General features: G+C 46.3%; 14 protein-coding genes and 1 pseudogene. 14 read left to right on the top strand and 1 reads right to left on the bottom strand.

Going from position 1 to position 18267, the window contains the following annotated elements:
* Positions 1-5: 5 nt before the first annotated feature.
* From R8O11_RS07780 to R8O11_RS07735, 11 genes and pseudogenes are all read left to right on the top strand, one after another.
* A complete protein-coding gene (locus tag R8O11_RS07780) occupies positions 6-3317 on the top strand; it encodes an HsdR family type I site-specific deoxyribonuclease (RefSeq protein ID WP_318194060.1) in 3312 nt (1103 codons plus the stop codon).
* A 2-nt stretch (positions 3318-3319) separates the two neighbouring features.
* Complete coding sequence (locus R8O11_RS07775) at positions 3320-4096, top strand: SprT family zinc-dependent metalloprotease (protein ID WP_318194059.1); 777 nt, start codon at positions 3320-3322, stop codon at positions 4094-4096.
* Between the two features lie 44 nt (positions 4097-4140).
* Complete coding sequence (locus tag R8O11_RS07770) at positions 4141-4314, top strand: hypothetical protein (RefSeq protein ID WP_165862932.1); 174 nt, start codon at positions 4141-4143, stop codon at positions 4312-4314.
* Between the two features lie 597 nt (positions 4315-4911).
* Positions 4912-5691, top strand: a pseudogene (locus R8O11_RS31795) (PAS domain-containing protein); the annotation flags it as partial.
* Positions 5689-6225, top strand: a complete 537-nt coding sequence (locus tag R8O11_RS31790; RefSeq protein ID WP_373921618.1) for a methyl-accepting chemotaxis protein — start codon at positions 5689-5691, stop codon at positions 6223-6225. The pseudogene R8O11_RS31795 and the gene R8O11_RS31790, both read left to right, overlap by 3 nt.
* Before the next feature lie 287 nt (positions 6226-6512).
* Entirely contained in the window at positions 6513-7115 is a 603-nt protein-coding gene (locus R8O11_RS07760) for an ABC transporter permease (protein WP_412035061.1), read from the top strand.
* A gap of 24 nt (positions 7116-7139) precedes the next feature.
* Positions 7140-8309 carry an ABC transporter ATP-binding protein gene (locus R8O11_RS07755; protein WP_005375741.1) on the top strand — a complete coding sequence of 390 codons (1170 nt, stop codon included), beginning with the start codon at positions 7140-7142 and terminating at the stop codon, positions 8307-8309.
* Positions 8306-9040, top strand: coding sequence for an ABC transporter permease (locus tag R8O11_RS07750; RefSeq protein WP_005375743.1), 735 nt, complete (start codon positions 8306-8308; stop codon positions 9038-9040). Before R8O11_RS07755 ends, R8O11_RS07750 begins: the two co-directional genes overlap by 4 nt.
* Positions 9041-9075: 35 nt before the next feature.
* On the top strand, positions 9076-9957 hold the full coding sequence (locus tag R8O11_RS07745) for a glycine betaine ABC transporter substrate-binding protein (protein WP_005375745.1): 882 nt from the start codon (positions 9076-9078) through the stop codon (positions 9955-9957).
* Positions 9958-9961: 4 nt separating this feature from the next.
* On the top strand, positions 9962-10798 hold the full coding sequence (locus R8O11_RS07740) for a nitrilase-related carbon-nitrogen hydrolase (RefSeq protein ID WP_005375747.1): 837 nt from the start codon (positions 9962-9964) through the stop codon (positions 10796-10798).
* Between the two features lie 14 nt (positions 10799-10812).
* Positions 10813-12162: an MmgE/PrpD family protein gene (locus R8O11_RS07735; protein WP_005375749.1), complete on the top strand. Its 1350-nt coding sequence runs from the start codon at positions 10813-10815 to the stop codon at positions 12160-12162.
* Between the two features lie 36 nt (positions 12163-12198).
* On the opposite strand, the gene R8O11_RS07730 is transcribed toward R8O11_RS07735, so the two are convergent.
* Entirely contained in the window at positions 12199-13155 is a 957-nt protein-coding gene (locus tag R8O11_RS07730; protein WP_005375751.1) for a GlxA family transcriptional regulator, read from the bottom strand.
* 154 nt (positions 13156-13309) lie between these two features.
* Here R8O11_RS07730 and R8O11_RS07725 point away from each other — a divergent pair, with 154 nt between their 5' ends.
* From R8O11_RS07725 to R8O11_RS07715, 3 genes are read left to right on the top strand one after another with little or no spacing between them, the layout of a single operon-like run.
* Complete coding sequence (locus R8O11_RS07725; protein ID WP_053307795.1) at positions 13310-14203, top strand: alpha/beta hydrolase; 894 nt, start codon at positions 13310-13312, stop codon at positions 14201-14203.
* A 58-nt stretch (positions 14204-14261) separates the two neighbouring features.
* A complete protein-coding gene (locus tag R8O11_RS07720; protein ID WP_053307794.1) occupies positions 14262-15131 on the top strand; it encodes an amidohydrolase family protein in 870 nt (289 codons plus the stop codon).
* Positions 15132-15186: 55 nt separating this feature from the next.
* Positions 15187-18234, top strand: coding sequence for an FAD-binding and (Fe-S)-binding domain-containing protein (locus tag R8O11_RS07715; RefSeq protein ID WP_258479024.1), 3048 nt, complete (start codon positions 15187-15189; stop codon positions 18232-18234).
* Positions 18235-18267: the final 33 nt, after the last annotated feature.

The following is an 18267-nucleotide window of genomic DNA, read 5'->3' as shown; positions in this document are numbered from 1 at the left end:
TAAGTATGGAACCATTATCTCCTAGTGAACCTAAGCATCACGCACCGAATTTCAAAGAAGAACAAAGCGCAAAAATCCCAGCACTGACCTTGCTCACCAACCTTGGTTATCAGTTCATTCCGCCGAGTGAATGCATGACAATGCGGGGCAACAAAACCACCGTAATTTTGCCGCAGGTGTTACGCAAAGTATTGAGCTTTAAAACTTATTCATTCATGGGTAAAGAGCGCCATTTATCGAAAGCTGCAATTGATAAAATCGTACAAGAACTGGCTAACCCTGCTATGAATGAAGGGCTAAAAGCCGCCAATGAAAAACTCTATAACGCCTTAACCTATGGCATTAGTGTGACTGAGTTTGTCGATGGTAAAAAAGCCAACCCAACGATTCAAATCATCGATTGGGACACGCCTGAAAACAACCAATTCCATTTCACAGAAGAGATGGAAGTCGAGAACGCCCGTGGTACAGGTAAACGCATTCCTGATGTGGTCTGTTTCGTTAATGGCTTGCCATGGGTGGTGATAGAGGCCAAACGTCCTGATAGCAGCATCAATGGCAAACCCACCATCACCGAAGGTATTTCGCAAAACATCCGCAACCAAAAAGTAGATGAAATCCCTCATCTGTTTGCTTACAGCCAACTGTTGTTGTCCATCAATGGTCATGATGGCTTATACGGTACGTGCGGCACACCTGAGAAGTTCTGGGCGAAATGGAAAGAAGAAGAAATCACCGAAAGCACCTTTGAACGCCTTAAGAACACGCCACTGAATGACGCGCAACGGAATGCGATTTTCAGCCATCGCACGCCAGCAATCAAAGACGAATATCTATCACTGATTGCAGGCGGTGATTTGGTGGTGACAGACCAAGATCGCTTATTGGTATCCTTGCTGTGCCATGACCGCTTACTAGAGCTTACCCGTTTATTTACCCTGTTTGATAAAAAAGCGGGCAAAATTGTTGCGCGTTATCAGCAAGTGTTTGGTATCAAAGCCTTAGTGGAACGCATCACCTCTTTTGATGACAAAGGCGCACGTAATGGCGGTGTGATCTGGCATACCACAGGTTCAGGCAAATCATTCACTATGGTGTTTTTGTCAAAAGCACTGATTTGGCTAAAAGAGTTAGCGAAATGCCGTGTTGTGGTTGTGACCGACCGTGTGGATTTAGAAGATCAGCTTGCTCGTACTTTTGCCTCTGGCGGCGCACTGTCAGATAAAGACAAAAAAGATGCGATGGCAACCACAGGTAAACGCCTTGCTGAGCAAATAGGTAAAGGCAATGAACGTATCATCTTCTCGATCATCAACAAGTTTGGTACAGCGATTAATCTACCTGAATGCTACAACGATAGCCCAGACATTATCGTATTAGTAGATGAGGGACACCGTAGCCAAAACGGTGAAAACAACATTCGAATGCAGCAAGCCTTGCCAAAAGCCGCTTATATCGGTTTCACAGGCACGCCTCTGCTGCAAGATGACAAAACCGAGAACAAATTCGGTAAGATCATTCACTCATACACCATGCAGCAAGCCGTCGAAGATGGCACTGTTACGCCGTTGTTGTACGAAGAACGTAAGCCTGACCTGAGCACCAACGACAAAGCCATTGATGCATGGTTTGACCGTATTACCGATACCCTATCGGAAAAGCAACGCGCTGACTTAAAGCGCAAGTTTGCGCAAAAAGGTCAGATCTACCAAACCGAAGGGCGATTAGAGTTAATTGCGCACGATATTTCTGATCACTTCCAGAACTTCAAGCAGCAAGGTTTGAAAGGACAACTGGCGTGTGATTCTAAAGCCTCTGCGATCCGCTATAAGAAGCTGTTAGATCAAATCGGTAAAGTCACTTCAGTTGTAGCGATGTCACCACCTGATACCCGTGAGGGACACGATAACGTCGATAATGAAAGTACCGATCTGGTGCAAAATTGGTGGAAAGATAACGTCGCACAGAAAGGCTGGAGCGATGAAAAAGCCTACACCAAGCACATCATTCAAGAATTTGAAAAGGATGAAGGTCCCGACATTATGATCGTGGTCGATAAACTGCTAACGGGCTTTGATGAGCCTAAAAACACGGTGTTGTATATCGACAAGCCGTTAAAGCAGCACAACCTTATTCAAGCCATTGCGCGAGTTAACCGCCTGCACAGCAAAAAGCAGTTCGGCTATTTGATTGATTATCGTGGCATTCTCAAAGAGCTGGATATCACCATTGAAAAGTACCAAGACTTAGCTGAACGTACTCAAGGCGGCTTTGATATCGATGATCTCAAAGGTTTATATAACCGCATGGATACCGAGTACAAGAAGTTGCCAGGTTTGTATGATGACCTTTGGGCAATTTTTTCTGGTGTGAAGAACAAGCAAGATGGACAAGCACTTCGTCAGGCTTTGGCACCTAAAATTGATACGATTGATGGTCAATTGACGGATACCAACTTAAAGCTGCGTAATGATTTTTATGATGCGCTGACTGCGTTTGCTAACTGCCTAAAAGTAGCACTTCAATCAGCGACGTACTTTGCAGATAAGAGCTTCGACAATAAGCGAGAACTATATAAGAGCACGTTGAAATCCATGAGCCAACTGCGCCAACAAGTACGTGCTGATGCAGAGGAAACCGTGGACTACGATGAGTATTCGGAAAATATTCGCGCCATGTTAGACAAGCACATTTCAGGTGTGTCGATTGAAGAGCCAGAAGGCGCTTATCTGGTCGGTAACATGGGTAAAGATGCCAAACCAGAGCAAATGACCGATGATGAAGCCAAAAACAAAAAGGATGTCATCACAGGTCGTGTAACCAAGATGATTGAGCAAGATTTGGCGGATGATCCGTATGCCCAAGAGTATTTCTCAAACTTGTTAAAGCAAGCTATCGAGAAAACTAAGGAGATGTTTGATAGCCCTGTTAAACAGTATCTTCTATTTGCGGACTTCGAGCAGCAGGTTAAAAACCGTGATGTAGCAGGATTACCGACTGATCGCTTTGCAGTGCTTGATCCTAAAATCAAACGCCATATTCAAGCTTACTATGGACTGTTTCTGAAAGTGCTAGGTGAACCATCTCCACTAACGGAAGACCAGTGTTTTCAGTATGCGTTAGACATTGATGGCATTGTGCGTAAAGCGGTTGCTGAGTTTTCAATTAACCCATCGGAGATTGAAAATCAGATCCGTTTAGGGCTATTGCCACTGCTGTTCGCTGATGTGGGTATCGATAAAGCGCAAGCTATTATTACAGATGTCATTCAAATCACCCGCCTTGGCCTGTCTGGTAGCAATAAGTCAGGTGACTAAGCATGACATCGGTTAACCATAAAGAAGGCAATACCGAGGAATACAGCTTCATCTATGGTGATGAAGCTGTTACCTATGAAGTGATCCGCAAGGTATTTGCTGAAGGCAAGAAAAAGAAAATCACCATCCGAGTCCATCCAGATTGCCGAGTGACTGTCACTGCGCCTCAAGATGCTGAAAAATCGGCAATCCATGAAGCGGTTATGCAACGCGCTCAATGGATTTGGAATGCACTGATGGAATTTCGAAGCCATTTAGAATACGTGCAAACCAAGCACTACGTGAGCGGCGAAATGCAATTCTATTTAGGCCGCCGCTATGTGTTAAAGGTGGTTGAAGACCAAGAAGCAATTTCCAACGTGAAGATGGAACGAGGCAAGCTGTTAGTCACGCTCAACCGCTTCAATGAAGATAAGCCAAAGCTCGTTAAAGCACTGGTGTCTGGTTGGTATGGCGTTCGTGCCGAGCGCGTATTCCATGAACGCTTAGCTGCGCTTTTGCCGCAGGCAACGTGGGTAGAAGGCATTCCTTCATTTCGCATTATGCCGATGCAAAAACAATGGGGAAGTTGCTCAGCCAAAGGGACGTTGATGCTCAACCCTCACCTAATCAAAGCCCCTAAAGAGTGTATTGATTACGTGATATTGCATGAACTTTGCCACATCGCAGAATACAACCACAGCGAGCGTTTTTGGCGCTTATTAACGAGCGTGATGCCGAACTGGAAAGAAGTGAAAAGCAAGCTAGATGGTATGGCGGAGTTGTATTTGAATGAGTGAGATCATAACCAACGAGTTAATTGATACAACAAAGGAGTTTGATTATGCGTTGTCCTACTTGTGAAAAACATATTGGTTGGGATTGGCTCGAAGATGAGTGTATTGAACCCAATGAAGAATTTGAGTGTCCTCATTGCAATGAAACTTTGCGTTATGAGATTGATGAAGGCACGTATCTTGGTGCGCAGCATATAACGATTGAAGTGGTGGATGATTAAAGGGTTACTGTTTACTTACCTTAAATTGATTTTAGCCAAAAGCAATGAATAATCATTCGTTGTCTGAATAGCTTTCACCGAAATTCAAGCCACAATTATTGGCAGTAGATATTTCACTCTAGCCAATAATTGTCCAAAAGCTTGTTGGTCGGTGTGCTGTTATTGGTTGCTCCGTGCGCTATTAATAGAAATACAAGCGAATAAGGAGTGGGTAATCGCTCAAAAGTCGGGTGGAACAGCGATAAAACGGCAAAAATTATTGGAACTAAGTCAAAGCCCTTTTTTGATGGAAAGGCTTATTGATCTGAACACACCAATTTTCCATATAAGTACATCCACAAATACAAACCTCAAACTGGCGATAAAGAGCTTTAATATTAATAAATATATAAACAGCTTGGGCGCTGAAGAAATTTCAGTATACTGCGCTTAGGTTACACTGTAGAAAAAATCGCCGTATTCCCAGCGGGGTCCTTTGATGAGAAATAGAAATCGCGTTTGAATATGCAACCAAATGATTTTGCCGCTTGCAGTTTATTCGGTATACAAATAATAAACCTTTGACTAGTCCGAAGGTCGGTCAAATGAGAGAAAGTCATGTTTTTTAATAAGTCGCTTCAACAAGAAAATCAACGATTAAAGCAGGAGTTGCAAATCCTGCAGCAAATCCAAACCAGTTTAGATGAAGAGATGATCCGCTTAACATTGGATAGTAAAGGCATCATTACTTCTGCAAATACTAAGCTACAGCAAGAACTTTTCTTAAATGATGATGAGATCTTAACGAAATCGATTACTGAATTGGTACCGTCAAATTCGCGCAATACAGACCACTTTCATCGAATGAAGAAAGCCGTCCAAGATAAAGTGTTCTGGAATGGGGCATTGCAAGTACGGAAAGGTAATGGTGAGGAAGCCTGGTTAAGAACGATTATCCAGCCTGTTTTAAATGAGCGCAGAGAAGTAGAAAGCTTTTTTGTTTTTGCTTCTGAACTTACGCGAACGATCAAATCATCCCGTGAGCAAGAGGACATGCTAAATGCATTAAGTCGTTCTATGGCGGTAATTGAGTTCACATTAGATGGCCATGTTTTAAAAGCCAACGATAATTTCCTAAACACAATGGGTTATACGCTTGATCAGATTCTAGGGAAGCATCATCGCATGTTTTGTGATCAGGAAGAGTCGAGCTCTCAAGCTTACCGTGAGTTTTGGCAACGTTTAGCAAAAGGGCAATTTTCATCAGAGCGATTCAAACGAGTTAACCGTTATGGTGAAGAGGTGTGGTTAGAGGCTTCATATAACCCTATCCATAACGACAGAGGAGAGCTCTATAAGGTCGTTAAGTTCGCGACAGATATTACCCAACAGGTGATGCAGGAACAGAAAATGGCCCAGGCTGCGCAATTGGCGAACGAAATCTCCCAAGAAACTGGAACACAAACCCTGCAAGGGCAAGAGGTTATAGGCTCAACGTTAGAAAAGATGCAGACACTTTCCGAGCAAATGCAGCAAGCGAACACGGCGATTGACGAGCTTAAAGCGCACTCATCGCGTATTAGCGAGTTGGTAAATAGCATCAGTGGTATTGCTGACCAAACTAACTTATTGGCGTTAAATGCGGCGATAGAAGCGGCTCGTGCGGGTGAGCATGGCAGAGGTTTTGCCGTTGTTGCTGATGAAGTCAGACAGCTTGCTACAAGAACCAATGCAACCACCGATGAAATTGTCACAATGGTCAGTGAAAACCTACAGCGAACAGATAACGCAGTTAAGCTGATCGCTAAATGCCAAAAAGAAGCACTAGATACGCTAGAGCTCTCTGAAAAAGCAGGCAATGTGATGAATGAAATACAAGATGGCGCTAGCCGTGTTGTAGAGGCCGTGGAGCAATTTAACCGCTCGTTGTAGTCAGTTCTTCATGCCAGCACAGGCTTTTAAGTTCCTATATAATCAAATTGTTTACTAGTGCTACTCATCGCCAATCAAGCGTGTTTTTGGTGATGAGAAAGCCAGTTCATTCCTTTCTTAATATTTCGTATTTCTATCTTTACGTGTCGCTATTTTACAACACTGTTAATAAAAAGTAGCGTAATTTAATCTCCTGTTAACTTGGTTGCGAATCACAGTTGGGGGAGACCTACTTGGACTTACTAAATTTCACCATAGATAACTTAGCGCTGCTAGGTACGCTTACCATGGAGCACATCTCTTTGGTTGCTCTGGCTGTTGGGCTTGCCATCTTAACTGGCGTACCTATCGGCATTCTTATCACACAAAATGAGCGCGCTGCGAAAGTGGTGCTTTACGTAGCGTCCATCATTATCACCATTCCTTCAATCGCATTGTTTGGTTTGATGATTCCTCTCTTATCGACCATTGGTCATGGGATTGGCTACGTGCCCGCCGTGATTACCGTACTGCTTTATTCTCAGCTGCCTATTATTCGCAACACTTGTACCGCAATTCACAACGTAGAACCATCGCTCAGAGAGGCTGCTCGCGGTATCGGGATGACGCCTTTTCAACGTTTGAAAATGGTGGAAATTCCATTGGCGATTCCGGTGATTATGGCGGGTGTGAGAACGGCAGTAGTAATGAATATTGGCGTTATGGCGATCGCCGCGTATATCGGAGCCGGTGGGCTGGGCGTGTTTATCAGCCGTGGCATCTCGCAAAGTGATCCTCGACAACTGATCGTTGGTGCCATCGCCGTCAGCCTTCTGGCTATCATCGCGGATTACGGATTGATTCGACTACAAAAAAGATTAACGCCACCGGGCCTAACCGCTGCTCGATAAAGGACAAATAATAGGGACATTCAAATGATCAAAATTGACAAGCTAACCAAAATTTTTGAAACGCCTAATGGCCCGGTGACTGCCGCAGATCACATTGAGATGGAAGTTCACAGTGGTGAAATATGTGTGTTACTTGGCCCGTCCGGTTGTGGCAAAACCACCACGCTGAAAATGGTCAACCGAATTATTCCCGCGACATCGGGCAAGATCTATCTTGGCGGTGAAGATACTTCTGGGATGGATACAGTCACTCTGCGCCGCAACATCGGCTATGTTATTCAGCAAATTGGCTTATTTCCCAACATGACGATCGGCGAAAACATCGCGGTGGTTCCCAAGTTATTAGGGTGGGATAAGGCAAGATACATGACGCGTGCAAAAGAGCTATTGGAGATGGTTGCTCTTGATCCTAGTGTCTTTCTTAATCGTTATCCAAATGAGTTGTCTGGCGGACAGCAGCAACGAATTGGAGTTGCTCGAGCGCTAGCTGCGGATCCTCCCGTCATGCTGATGGATGAACCTTTTGGTGCGATTGACCCGATCAACCGTGAAGTAATCCAGGATGAGTTCCTTAAAATGCAGCAAGAGCTCAACAAGACCATCATGTTTGTCAGTCATGACATTGATGAAGCGGTCAAAATGGCCGATAGAATTGCGATTTTCCGCGATGGTCATCTGGTTCAGTACGATACGCCTGACGATTTGCTCGCACACCCGAAAGATGATTTCGTGAAAAACTTTGTCGGAGATGATCGCGCACTTAAACGTCTACGCTTAGTGACGGCTGAGTCCGTCATGCAGACCACCTTTGCGCACGTGAAACCTAACGAGACGCTTGCCGACGCTTTAACCAAAATTGACGCGTATGGGTATCGCGACGCCGTGATATTAGTAAATGGCCAACACCAGCCTATCGGTTATGTGCCAAAAGCTACAGCAATCAATATGAAGGGGTACTGCGGTGAACATTATGTCGGCCTGAAAACAATCGCCCGAACCACGGATGATCTGCGTAAAGTCGCGTCGAAGATGTTCACGCACGACATTGTTTGGATGCCGTGTGTTGACGAGAATGGCCGCTTAGTGGGCGAAGTCACACAGCGCGGCATTACTCATTATCTAGGCGCAACTTATCAGCGCGATACCTCTCTTAGTGAGCCACAGCCATTGCATCAGGCTAAGGAGGCATCGTGACCAATCAGCTAAAACAAACCTACTATTTCGTTTTATTGGCGTGTGTCTTTGCGTTGGGTATTTATTTACAAGGCGCGGGTACGATCGATGATTTCCTCTACTACCAAGAAGACATTGTTTATTTGACGGTTCAGCACATTGAACTGGTGCTGCTGTCTGGTGGATTGGCGATCCTAATCGCTATTCCCGTCGGCGTATTGCTCAGCCGTCCTCGTTTTCAGAAAGTCGCAGAATCGGCGATGCAGGTTTTGAATGTGGGGACCACGATTCCTACTTTAGCTATTCTTGCGCTGGCAATGAGCTTTCTTGGCATTGGCACCGTGCCTGCGGTATTTGGGCTGACGATTGCCTCGTTGTTGCCGATTGTCAGAAACACCTACATCGGGCTGAAAGAAGTGCCCGCTCATTTAAAAGAAGCGGCGTCAGGCATTGGTATGACCGAGTTACAAATGTTATTTCAGGTTGAAATTCCTAATGCGCTGTTCGTCACTTTTGCCGGTATCCGCACGGCGTTAGCTGTCAACGTGGGCACCGTGCCACTGGCCTTCTTAATTGGTGGCGGTGGGTTAGGGGAGCTCATTTTTACCGGTATTGATCTGGATGAACCCATCATGATGCTGGCAGGCGCTATTCCTACAGCGATGTTGGCTATCGCTATCGACAGTGTGGTAGGAGCCGTTTCCTATGTCACTGTACCTAAAGGCTGTAACCCTATTAGAGCTAGACAATAACAATCCTAAAAATTGAACACAGACAGGAGTCAAACATGTTAAAGCAAATTACTCGCCGCTTGCTGGCCGTTGGTGTACTGCTTTCAAGTTTTCACGCATCCGCGGAAATCGTCGTAGGTGGCAAAAACTTTACAGAACAACAGCTTTTAACGGAGATCACGTCTCAATATTTAACCAAAAAAGGCTACGACGTTGATAAGCGTTCGGGCATGGGCAGTGCGGTTTTGCGTAAAGCGCAAGAAAACGGCCAGATTGATCTTTATTGGGAATACACGGGCACATCACTGATCATTTACAACAAAGTCAAAGACAAGCTCCCAGCAGAGCAAGTGTATCAACGCGTTAAGGAACTCGATGCGAAGAAAGGCCTAGTTTGGCTTAACCCTTCAAAAGCGAACAACACCTACGCGCTCGCTATGCGCAGTGACGATGCGAAACAACGTGGCATCTCAACCTTGTCCGAGTTTGCCGAGCAAATGCGCCAAGACCCGCCAATGACCATTGCTTTGAATGCGGAATTCTATGCACGAAAAGATGGCTTCCGACCTTTACAGAAAACCTACAAATTCAAAGCTTCACGAGACCAAGTGAAACGCATGGATACTGGGTTAACTTATGATGCGCTAAAAGGGCAAGAAGTCGATGCTGCGCTCGTATTTGCAACAGATGGTCGTATCAAAGCATTTGGTTTTACCGTTTTAACGGATGACAAACAGTTCTTCCCTGATTACGCGATCACTCCTGTGGTTCGCCAAGAAACGCTAGATGCGAACCCAGACCTTGCCGAGCAAATGAACGCGCTTTCTGCGGCGATCGATGGCGATACGATGTCGACATTGAATCAACAAGTTGATGTGGAGCGACGTTCGATCTCAGAAGTCGCAAGCCAGTTCCTATCTGAGCATAACTTGGGGTAATACCATGACTATCCTGCAAGTCAGTGTGGCCCAAATCAACGCCCAGTTAGGCGATGTGAATGCCAATCTGAATACTCATCAGGATTACATAAAGCAAGCTGCGGCCATAGGGTCGCAGCTATTGCTGTTTCCTGAACTCTCCTTGACCGGATACCAGCTCCAATCCTCTGTGCGTGAAGTTGCCATGAAGCGTGATGATGCTCGGCTTAAAGAGCTTGCGCAACTTGCACCGCAGATGTCCGTGATTGTCGGCTTTGTTGAACAGGCCGCTCCGGGAGAATACTACAACGCGATGGCTTGGTTGCTCGGTGGTACGGTGGTTGCTGTGCATCGTAAAGTCAATTTACCAACCTATGGTGGGCTTGAAGAGGGTAAGTGGTTTCATTCGGGAGAGGCTACCACCAGCGTTTGTCTTGATGAAAATTGGCGAGGCTCGGTTTTAATTTGTGCCGATTTATGGAACCCACCTTTGGTTCATTGCGCGCTACTCGATAAGCCTGAAATCTTGCTCGCGCCGATCAACTCGGCCAGCAGTATTGTCAGTAAAGACTTTTCCAACGAAGACAACTGGTTAGTTAACGTTAAATTTTATGCGGTGCTCTACGGAACTCCAGTTTTGATGGCTAATCGTTACGGGCCAGAGGGCGAAGCGTGGTTTTGGGGAGGAAGCTGTATTTTGTCTCCAACGGGCGAGCTATTGGCGCAGGCAGAAGACGGTGAAACCTTGATAACTGCAACCTTGTCATTGGACGATATTGATAAAGCCAGGTTCGAGCTGCCTACCGTGCGAGACAGCAATACACCATTGATCACAACGCTATTGTCGAAGGCAAAACGCTAAAACTGGAGCAGTAGATGATGCAATCTATTCATCGATTTATTCACGAATTAACCTTTGAACAGCTTCCTGCTGACGTTATTGAACAAGCGAAATATTGCGTCTTGGATCTGTTGGGTGTCGCCGCAGCAGGTAAAGCGACGCAACTGCAAAATATGGTAGCTAAACTCGCGCAGAAGCAGTTTGCCGGTGATACGCCGATGCTGTTTTCTGATCACACGGCCAGTGGTTGTGGGGCGACTCTATATGGCGGCATGTTGATTGACAGCATGGACGCGCACGACGGCCAAGTCCTGACGAAAGGCCATGTTGGCGTCGCTGTTTTGCCGGGGCTGCTCGCCAGTATGCATGAGTCAGCGATCACGGGAGAAGAGTTATTAACGTCCCTCATCATTGGCTACGAAATTGCAACTCGCGCCGGAATCGCGCTGCATCAAACCGCTTGTGACTATCATACTTCTGGTGCTTGGAATGCGTTGGGCGTCGCTGCGGTGTCTGCAAGAAGAAAAGACTTAACGGATGCACAAACAGAGCATGCGCTCGGCATTGCCGAGTTCTATGGCCCGCGCAGTCAAATGATGCGTTGTATTGAACATCCAACCATGCTCAAAGACGGCTCTGGCTGGGGAGCGATGGCGGGCTTTGCCAGTGCAGAGCTGGCAGAAGAGGGCTTTACTGGCGCGCCAGCCGTGACTCTGCTGGACCAACAAACTCACGCTTTGTGGGCAGATTTAGGGCAGCGCTGGTATATCCTGGAGCAATACTTTAAACCGTATCCGGTTTGTCGTTGGGCTCAACCCGCGGTTGAAGCGGTGAGAGCGCTGCAACAAGAAAATAAACTAGAACCTGATGAGATTGAACTTATCGAAGTTCACAGCTTTCACCAGGCGGTGTGCCTGCATACCAAGCGCCCTGAGACAACCGAGCAGGCTCAGTACAGTTTGCCATTTTCAGTCGCGAGTGCGGTTATAGATAATACGGTCACGGTAGAAGCCGTCACCAAAGGACTGAACGATCCTGCTCGCTTGGCACTTACGGAACGGATGAAGTTAATTGAAGAGCCTGCATACAATGATAAGTTTCCAGCCGAACGTTGGGCGCATGTCGTGGTGACGTTGAAAAATGGCGACAAACTGACTTCACCTCCCTGTATTGCGCGAGGTAATCCTGAAAATCCGCTCAGTCGAGGCGAGATGCGAGGTAAGTTTCGTACTTTGGCAGAGAAAGAACTGCCCGCCTCGCACGTGTCAGCGATAGAAGAGGGCTGTTTGCAACTTGATAAAGCCAGTAAAGAGCAGGTAATTGCTTGGCTATCATTGCTTTACCAAGGCACGTTGTCCGATAAGCCGTCTGACACATCACGATGAGATCGAAGAGATTGAACTCCTTTCTCTTACTCAATCTTAAGCTAAACGTCGCTCTTCACGCGGCGTTTTTTCATAGCGTTTTTTGTAGCAGCGCGCAAAATACGATGTAGAACTGAACCCACAAGCCGTGCTGATTTGAGTGATGGACAGCATGGTTTGCAACAACAAATGTTGAGCGCGTTCTAAGCGCAATTGAAGGTAGTAATTGCCTGGTTTGTCTTGCAAGTATTGCAAAAATAACCTTTCCATCTGCCTGACCGATAATCCTACTTGTTCGCCAATTTCATAGCACTTTAGCGGCTCTTCCATGTTGGCTTCCATGATCTCTACAGCGTCGAGCAGGCGCGGGTGGCGGATGTTGTGCTTACGGATTAACGACATCCGCTGTTTATCATGCGCGGGTCGAATCGCAGGGTGAATGCATTGCTCTGCCACTTGATTCGCCAAGTCACTCCCATGTTGGTTTGTAATTAAATGAAGCATCATATCCAAACCGGCTAAGCCGCCCGAACAAGTTGGTGTGCGTGGGTCGAATTCGTACAACTCACTGGTCACGTTAATGTTTGGAAACTCCTCTGCCAGGCTGTTGGCGGACTCCCAATGCACGGTACACGTTTTGTTTTTTAACAGGCCAGCTTTTGCTAACAATACGCTGCCTGTCGAAGTCGAGCCCACGGCGATGCCTTGACGAAGCGCTTGCTTTAACCACTGATTCACCGAGCCACTCGCAGCAGCAACATGGGCGCCAATACCTGCCACAACCAGCAGCAAGTCTAAATGAGCAATGTTGTTGACTGACTGTGTTGGCGAGAATGAAACGCCATTACTGGCCGACACTTCTTTATCTTCGAATCCATAAATATCCCACTGATACAAATCGCAACCAGCGAGGCGGTTGGCCATTCGAAGAGGTTCGATAACCGCCGAAAAAGAGAGCATCGAAAAATCAGGAATAAGGAAAAAACCAATGCGATACGTGTGTGTCGTTTTCATTCTCTGTGGTCACCAAGTGGGCAGTTCATCTATGTCGTATTTCTGGATAAGAATGTCGCAATTGTTAAATTATTGCTATCAAAATTCGAACATGATGTGACTTAAGACAAGGACTTCTTTGTCGAGCATACACATTCATTTGGACGAGATAATTATGATTGAACAAAAAGCCCCAGTAATTAGTGATGGTCTACGCCTTGATGGCGCTTTCTTTACTGACGAGAACGTTAACAACCCAGACTTACCGATCGTTATTGTCTGCTCAGGCTTTACTGGGCAAAAAAATATTCACCCAGAGCGTTACGCGAGAGCCTTAACTGCGAAGGGCTTTACAGTATTCGGATTTGACTACCGTGGCTTTGGTGAATCTGAGGGTATTCGTGAGCGAGTTATCCTAGATGAACAAGTACGTGACATCGCGAACGCGGTTGCGGTTGTGAAACAGCGCGCTGACGAGGAAGGCCGCAAAGTCGTACTGGCTGGCTGGGGCATGGCCGGTGGATTAATTCTTGATGCTTACCGAGTTTGTCAAGATGCGATTGATGGCCTTATCTCCATGAACGGCTTTTATGATGCGGTACGTGTTCAGGTTGCTCAACGTGGCGAGCACGGTTGGAAAGCGTTCCGTCAATTTATGTTAGAAGAGCGTACACGTCTTGCTCTTGGTGGAGAAAAGCAGGGGATTGATCCATTTGAAATCTACCCGCTTGACCCAGTAAGCCGCGAATATGTATTCACTGAACTGGTCAAAGCACCGGGCTACGGCGTGACATCTGATCTGGATTTTGCGGATTCTCTCATCAATTTCAAACCGGAAGCCCTACTGGACGAACGATTTGCAGACGCGCCAATCTTGATTGCGCACGGTGCAGAAAACGAGCTTCACCCAGTGACCGAAGCAAAGTCGCTGTACGCGAAATACCCTGGGCCGAAATCTCTATTCTTACTGCCTGAAGGTGGTCACACCGAGTGGATGTTGGACGACGATCCTAAGTTTATTCAGTTCTCTGGCGTGATCGCGAACTGGTTGAGTGAGAACTTCAGTTAAGTCTTCAAGAGGTGCTTTCGTTGATGGCACCTCTACCTTTCTGACAGGATGATTTTCGATGAGCATAATTCCATTTTGTGAAGCGGCGGAACCATTTGTACATAAACCAACAATCGCGATTCCTGAAGGCGCGGTTGATTGTCACGCCCACGTTTTTTCTTCACGTTATCCGTACTGTGAAACGCGAACCTACACGCCACCTGATGCCAGCGTCGGCGCGTACCTGCATTTGCACAAGCAATTAGGCATCCGTCATGGTGTTCTGGTTCAGCCGAGTGTGTATGGCAATGACAACCAGTTGCATCTTGATACATTACGGTATTTACGCCAGCAAGGTTACGACTACAAAGGCGTCGCGGTCGTGGATGCGGATGTGTCTAAGCAAACGCTTGATGAGCTACAAGAAGCGGGATTTTGTGGTGTACGGATGAATTTGCTGTTTAAAGGTGGTATTGAGTGGCGTGATGTTGAGCGTTTAGCGGCTCGCCTTGCAGAGCGACACTGGCACCTTCAATGCTTAATTGATGTTTCGCAGTTTGATGACTTATATCATCGATTAAGAGCTTTACCCGTGCCCGTAGTGATTGATCATCTTGGACATATGCCAACAAACAAGCTGATTTCTCATCCTGGTTTTCAAACCTTATTGAAGCTTAAGGCCGAAGGGAAAGTGTGGACAAAACTGTCGGCTCCGTATCGTTTGTCGCCTCAATCACCGCCTTATGATGACGTTTCTCCATTTGCTCAAGCTTTGTTAGAAGCGAATGAAGAGCAATGTGTCTGGGGTTCGGATTGGCCTCACCCATGTTTTGCTGCTGAGATGCCAAATGATGGCCAGTTGTTAGATACCTTGTGGCACTGGACGCAAGATACGACACTGTTTAGTAAGATTCTGGTCGATAACCCCAAGCGCCTCTACCGCTTTTAACTCCACATTCATGTTATGAACCTAAAAAGACAACCGTAAGGCACTGATTCAAATTATGCTTCCTGCACTTCCGCTACAGGTTTCTTCTGATCCTGTGGTTATCAAGTTCTTTAACACCCTTAAACAGCTTGGTTTCAAGGGGGATACTGATGCTCGCTATACCACTCGATTGAGTATGGCGACTGACAACAGCGTCTACCAGCAACTTCCGTTGTCGGTCGTCTTTCCTGCCAACCATCATGATGTGGTAATACTTGGCAAGGTCAGTGCTCGTGATGAATTTAAACACCTGACCTTTTCGCCCAGAGGAGGCGGAACGGGCACCAACGGACAATCATTGAACTCGGGGATCGTGGTTGATCTGTCTCGCTATATGAATCGAGTGTTAGAGATCAACGAGCAGGAAGGCTGGGTGAGAGTGGAAACTGGGATAGTTAAAGATCAACTCAACGACATCGTTCGCCCTTATGGTTATTTCTTCTCGCCAGATCTGTCGACCAGCAACCGCGCAACATTAGGTGGGATGATTAATACTGATGCATCAGGCCAAGGCTCTTTGCAATATGGTAAAACCTCGGATCATGTGTTGGCGCTCAAAGCAGTATTGGCGGATGGTTCGGTTCTCGATACCGAAGCAATTCAACAAAACAAATGGTTAAACAGTGATGTAGTATCGCGAGCGTTAAAAATTACGGAGGAAGTTTGTCGAGACAAGCGTCAACAGATTCTGGATAAGTTTCCTCCTCTGAATCGATTTCTTACTGGTTATGACCTAAAAAACGCCATCAACGACAAGAGTGAAGAGTTTGACGTCACGAGAATATTATGTGGCTCTGAAGGTACGTTAGCTTTTATCACTGAAGCCAAGCTCAATCTTACGCGAATACCTACCACGCGACTATTAGTGAACGTTAAATACGATAGTTTTGACTCTGCGCTACGAAATGCGCCCTTGTTGGTCGAAGCAGAGGCGCTATCGGTTGAGACAGTTGATGCAAAGGTACTCAATCTTGCAAGAGAAGACATTGTCTGGCACTCGGTAAAACACGCGATCTCAGACGTGCAGGGCAAAGAGATGCAAGGGATTAACTTTGTCGAGTTCGCAGGCAGTCAAAGCGATGATATTGAGGATAAAGTTGAACGCTTACTTTTAATTCTTGATAAAGAAATCGTTCATCGACGCAGTGGTATCATCGGCTATCAAGTCTGTCGCGACCCCAAAGACATCCAAGCTATTTATGTAATGCGCAAGAAAGCGGTTGGGCTGCTTGGCGCGACTAAAGGTCAGGCAAAGCCGATTGCATTCGCGGAAGATACCTGTGTGCCGCCTGAAAGTTTGGCGGACTTTATCGCGGAATTTCGTACGTTGCTAGACAGCAATAACCTGCATTATGGCATGTTTGGGCATGTGGATGCAGGCGTTCTTCACGTGCGTCCAGCGCTCGATATGTGTGACCCCGAACAAGAAGCGTTGATGCATCAACTGTCCGATGATGTGGTCGCGCTCGTGGCAAAATACAATGGTTTAATGTGGGGAGAGCACGGTAAAGGATATCGCTCAGAATATGGACCTGCCTTCTTTGGTGATGAGCTCTTTACTGAATTAAGGCGTATTAAAGCGGCGTTTGACCCCGACAATAAAATGAACCCGGGCAAGATTTGCACGCCACTGAATAGCGACGCTGAAATGGTAAAAGTCACAGCGACCAAGCGTGGCTACTATGATCGTCAGATCCCCGTAGAAGTCCGAGAGTCGCTTAAGCCCGTACTGTCTTGCAATGGCAATGGGCTGTGTTTTAATTACGATGCTGATAGCCCAATGTGTCCATCATTTAAAGTGACAGCCGATCGTCGCCACTCTCCGAAAGGGAGGGCGGGGATAATGCGTGAATGGCTGCGTCGCCTTAATGACAGTGACTTCGATTTGCTCGCTAACGAACAGCAACTTCTCAATCAAACGTTATCGGTTAAGCTTTTGGCTCAGAAGCTGAGTAAGTTGATATCTCGCCCCGATCCTGATGATTTATCGCATGAAGTTTATGAGGTGATGAACGGTTGTCTAGCGTGCAAAGCGTGTGCGAGTCAGTGTCCTGTTAAAGTTGATGTGCCTGATTTTAGAGCGCGTTTTTTACACCTCTATCACTCTCGTTATCGTAGACCTCTGCGCGACTATCTGGTGTCGAATATTGAGCAACTGCTGCCGATTATGGCAAAAGCTCCCAAGCTGGTTAATCAAATTGCATCTAGTAGGCCTGTTACGCAAGTATTAGAGACATCCATCGGTTTTATTGATTCGCCAGTGCTATCGATCCCTACGTTGCAAAGTCGATGTCAGGCACTTGGAGTGAGCCCGTTTGACTTTGTGTATCTAGAATCGCTTTCCCCAGAAGTGAAGCAAAATTACGTCTTGATTGTTCAAGATCCATTTACCAGCTTTTATGAAGCCGAGTTGGTTGCGGACTTTATTCAGTTATTGCAGCGGTTAGGGAAACACCCTGTTGTTCTGCCTTTCAAACCCAATGGGAAAGCTCAACATGTAAAAGGTTTCCTTAAGGCATTCGCCAGAAATGCACAAAACACCTCGGATTTTCTCAAACAAGTTGCTGAGGTTGAAATTCCTATGATCGGTATCGATGCAGCCTTAGTGCTTTGTTATCGTGATGAATACCATCAGGTTCTAAAAGAGAAGCGAGGCGAATTTACAGTTTATACGGCTCATGAATGGCTGGTGGATACACTCAACGAATGGCCAGCTGTACGCGCATCAGATGAAGAGCCTTGGTATTTGATGGCGCATTGCACAGAAAAGACCAAAATACCGGAGACTGAGAAATCTTGGCAGTCTATTTTTCAGCACTTTGGCTTAAATCTGCAAGTCATACCTACGGGATGTTGTGGCATGGCTGGGACATTCGGACATGAAGTGGATAAGAAAAGTACGTCTGAAGCTATATATCAGCTTAGTTGGAAACCGAATATAAAGAACCTGCCCACTGAGCGTGTGTTAGCCACGGGGTACTCCTGCCGCAGTCAAGTTAAGCGTTTTGAAGGGGAGGTAGTTCGACACCCGGTACAGGTTTTAGCCAGTTTGCTTGCTGTATAGAATGCTAAAGTAATTTAGTATGCGAAAAGGCTT

Source organism: Vibrio sp. 1288, assembly GCF_033344475.1.
The sequence above is the reverse complement of the archived record's forward strand: the minus strand, read 5'-3'. Positions and strand labels throughout refer to the sequence as shown.

Excerpts from the sequence above, each read along its gene's own strand:
- R8O11_RS07775 (WP_318194059.1), top strand. The coding sequence starts at position 3,320 with ATGACATCGGTTAACCATAAAGAAGGCAATACCGAGGAATACAGCTTC.
- R8O11_RS07780 (WP_318194060.1), top strand. The coding sequence starts at position 6 with ATGGAACCATTATCTCCTAGTGAACCTAAGCATCACGCACCGAATTTC.
- R8O11_RS31790 (WP_373921618.1), top strand. The coding sequence starts at position 5,689 with ATGCAGGAACAGAAAATGGCCCAGGCTGCGCAATTGGCGAACGAAATC.
- R8O11_RS07760 (WP_412035061.1), top strand. The coding sequence starts at position 6,513 with ATGGAGCACATCTCTTTGGTTGCTCTGGCTGTTGGGCTTGCCATCTTA.
- R8O11_RS07740 (WP_005375747.1), top strand. The coding sequence starts at position 9,962 with ATGACTATCCTGCAAGTCAGTGTGGCCCAAATCAACGCCCAGTTAGGC.
- R8O11_RS07730 (WP_005375751.1), bottom strand. The coding sequence starts at position 13,155 with ATGAAAACGACACACACGTATCGCATTGGTTTTTTCCTTATTCCTGAT.
- R8O11_RS07755 (WP_005375741.1), top strand. The coding sequence starts at position 7,140 with ATGATCAAAATTGACAAGCTAACCAAAATTTTTGAAACGCCTAATGGC.
- R8O11_RS07735 (WP_005375749.1), top strand. The coding sequence starts at position 10,813 with ATGATGCAATCTATTCATCGATTTATTCACGAATTAACCTTTGAACAG.
- R8O11_RS07720 (WP_053307794.1), top strand. The coding sequence starts at position 14,262 with ATGAGCATAATTCCATTTTGTGAAGCGGCGGAACCATTTGTACATAAA.
- R8O11_RS07745 (WP_005375745.1), top strand. The coding sequence starts at position 9,076 with ATGTTAAAGCAAATTACTCGCCGCTTGCTGGCCGTTGGTGTACTGCTT.
- R8O11_RS07715 (WP_258479024.1), top strand. The coding sequence starts at position 15,187 with ATGCTTCCTGCACTTCCGCTACAGGTTTCTTCTGATCCTGTGGTTATC.
- R8O11_RS07770 (WP_165862932.1), top strand. The coding sequence starts at position 4,141 with ATGCGTTGTCCTACTTGTGAAAAACATATTGGTTGGGATTGGCTCGAA.
- R8O11_RS07725 (WP_053307795.1), top strand. The coding sequence starts at position 13,310 with ATGATTGAACAAAAAGCCCCAGTAATTAGTGATGGTCTACGCCTTGAT.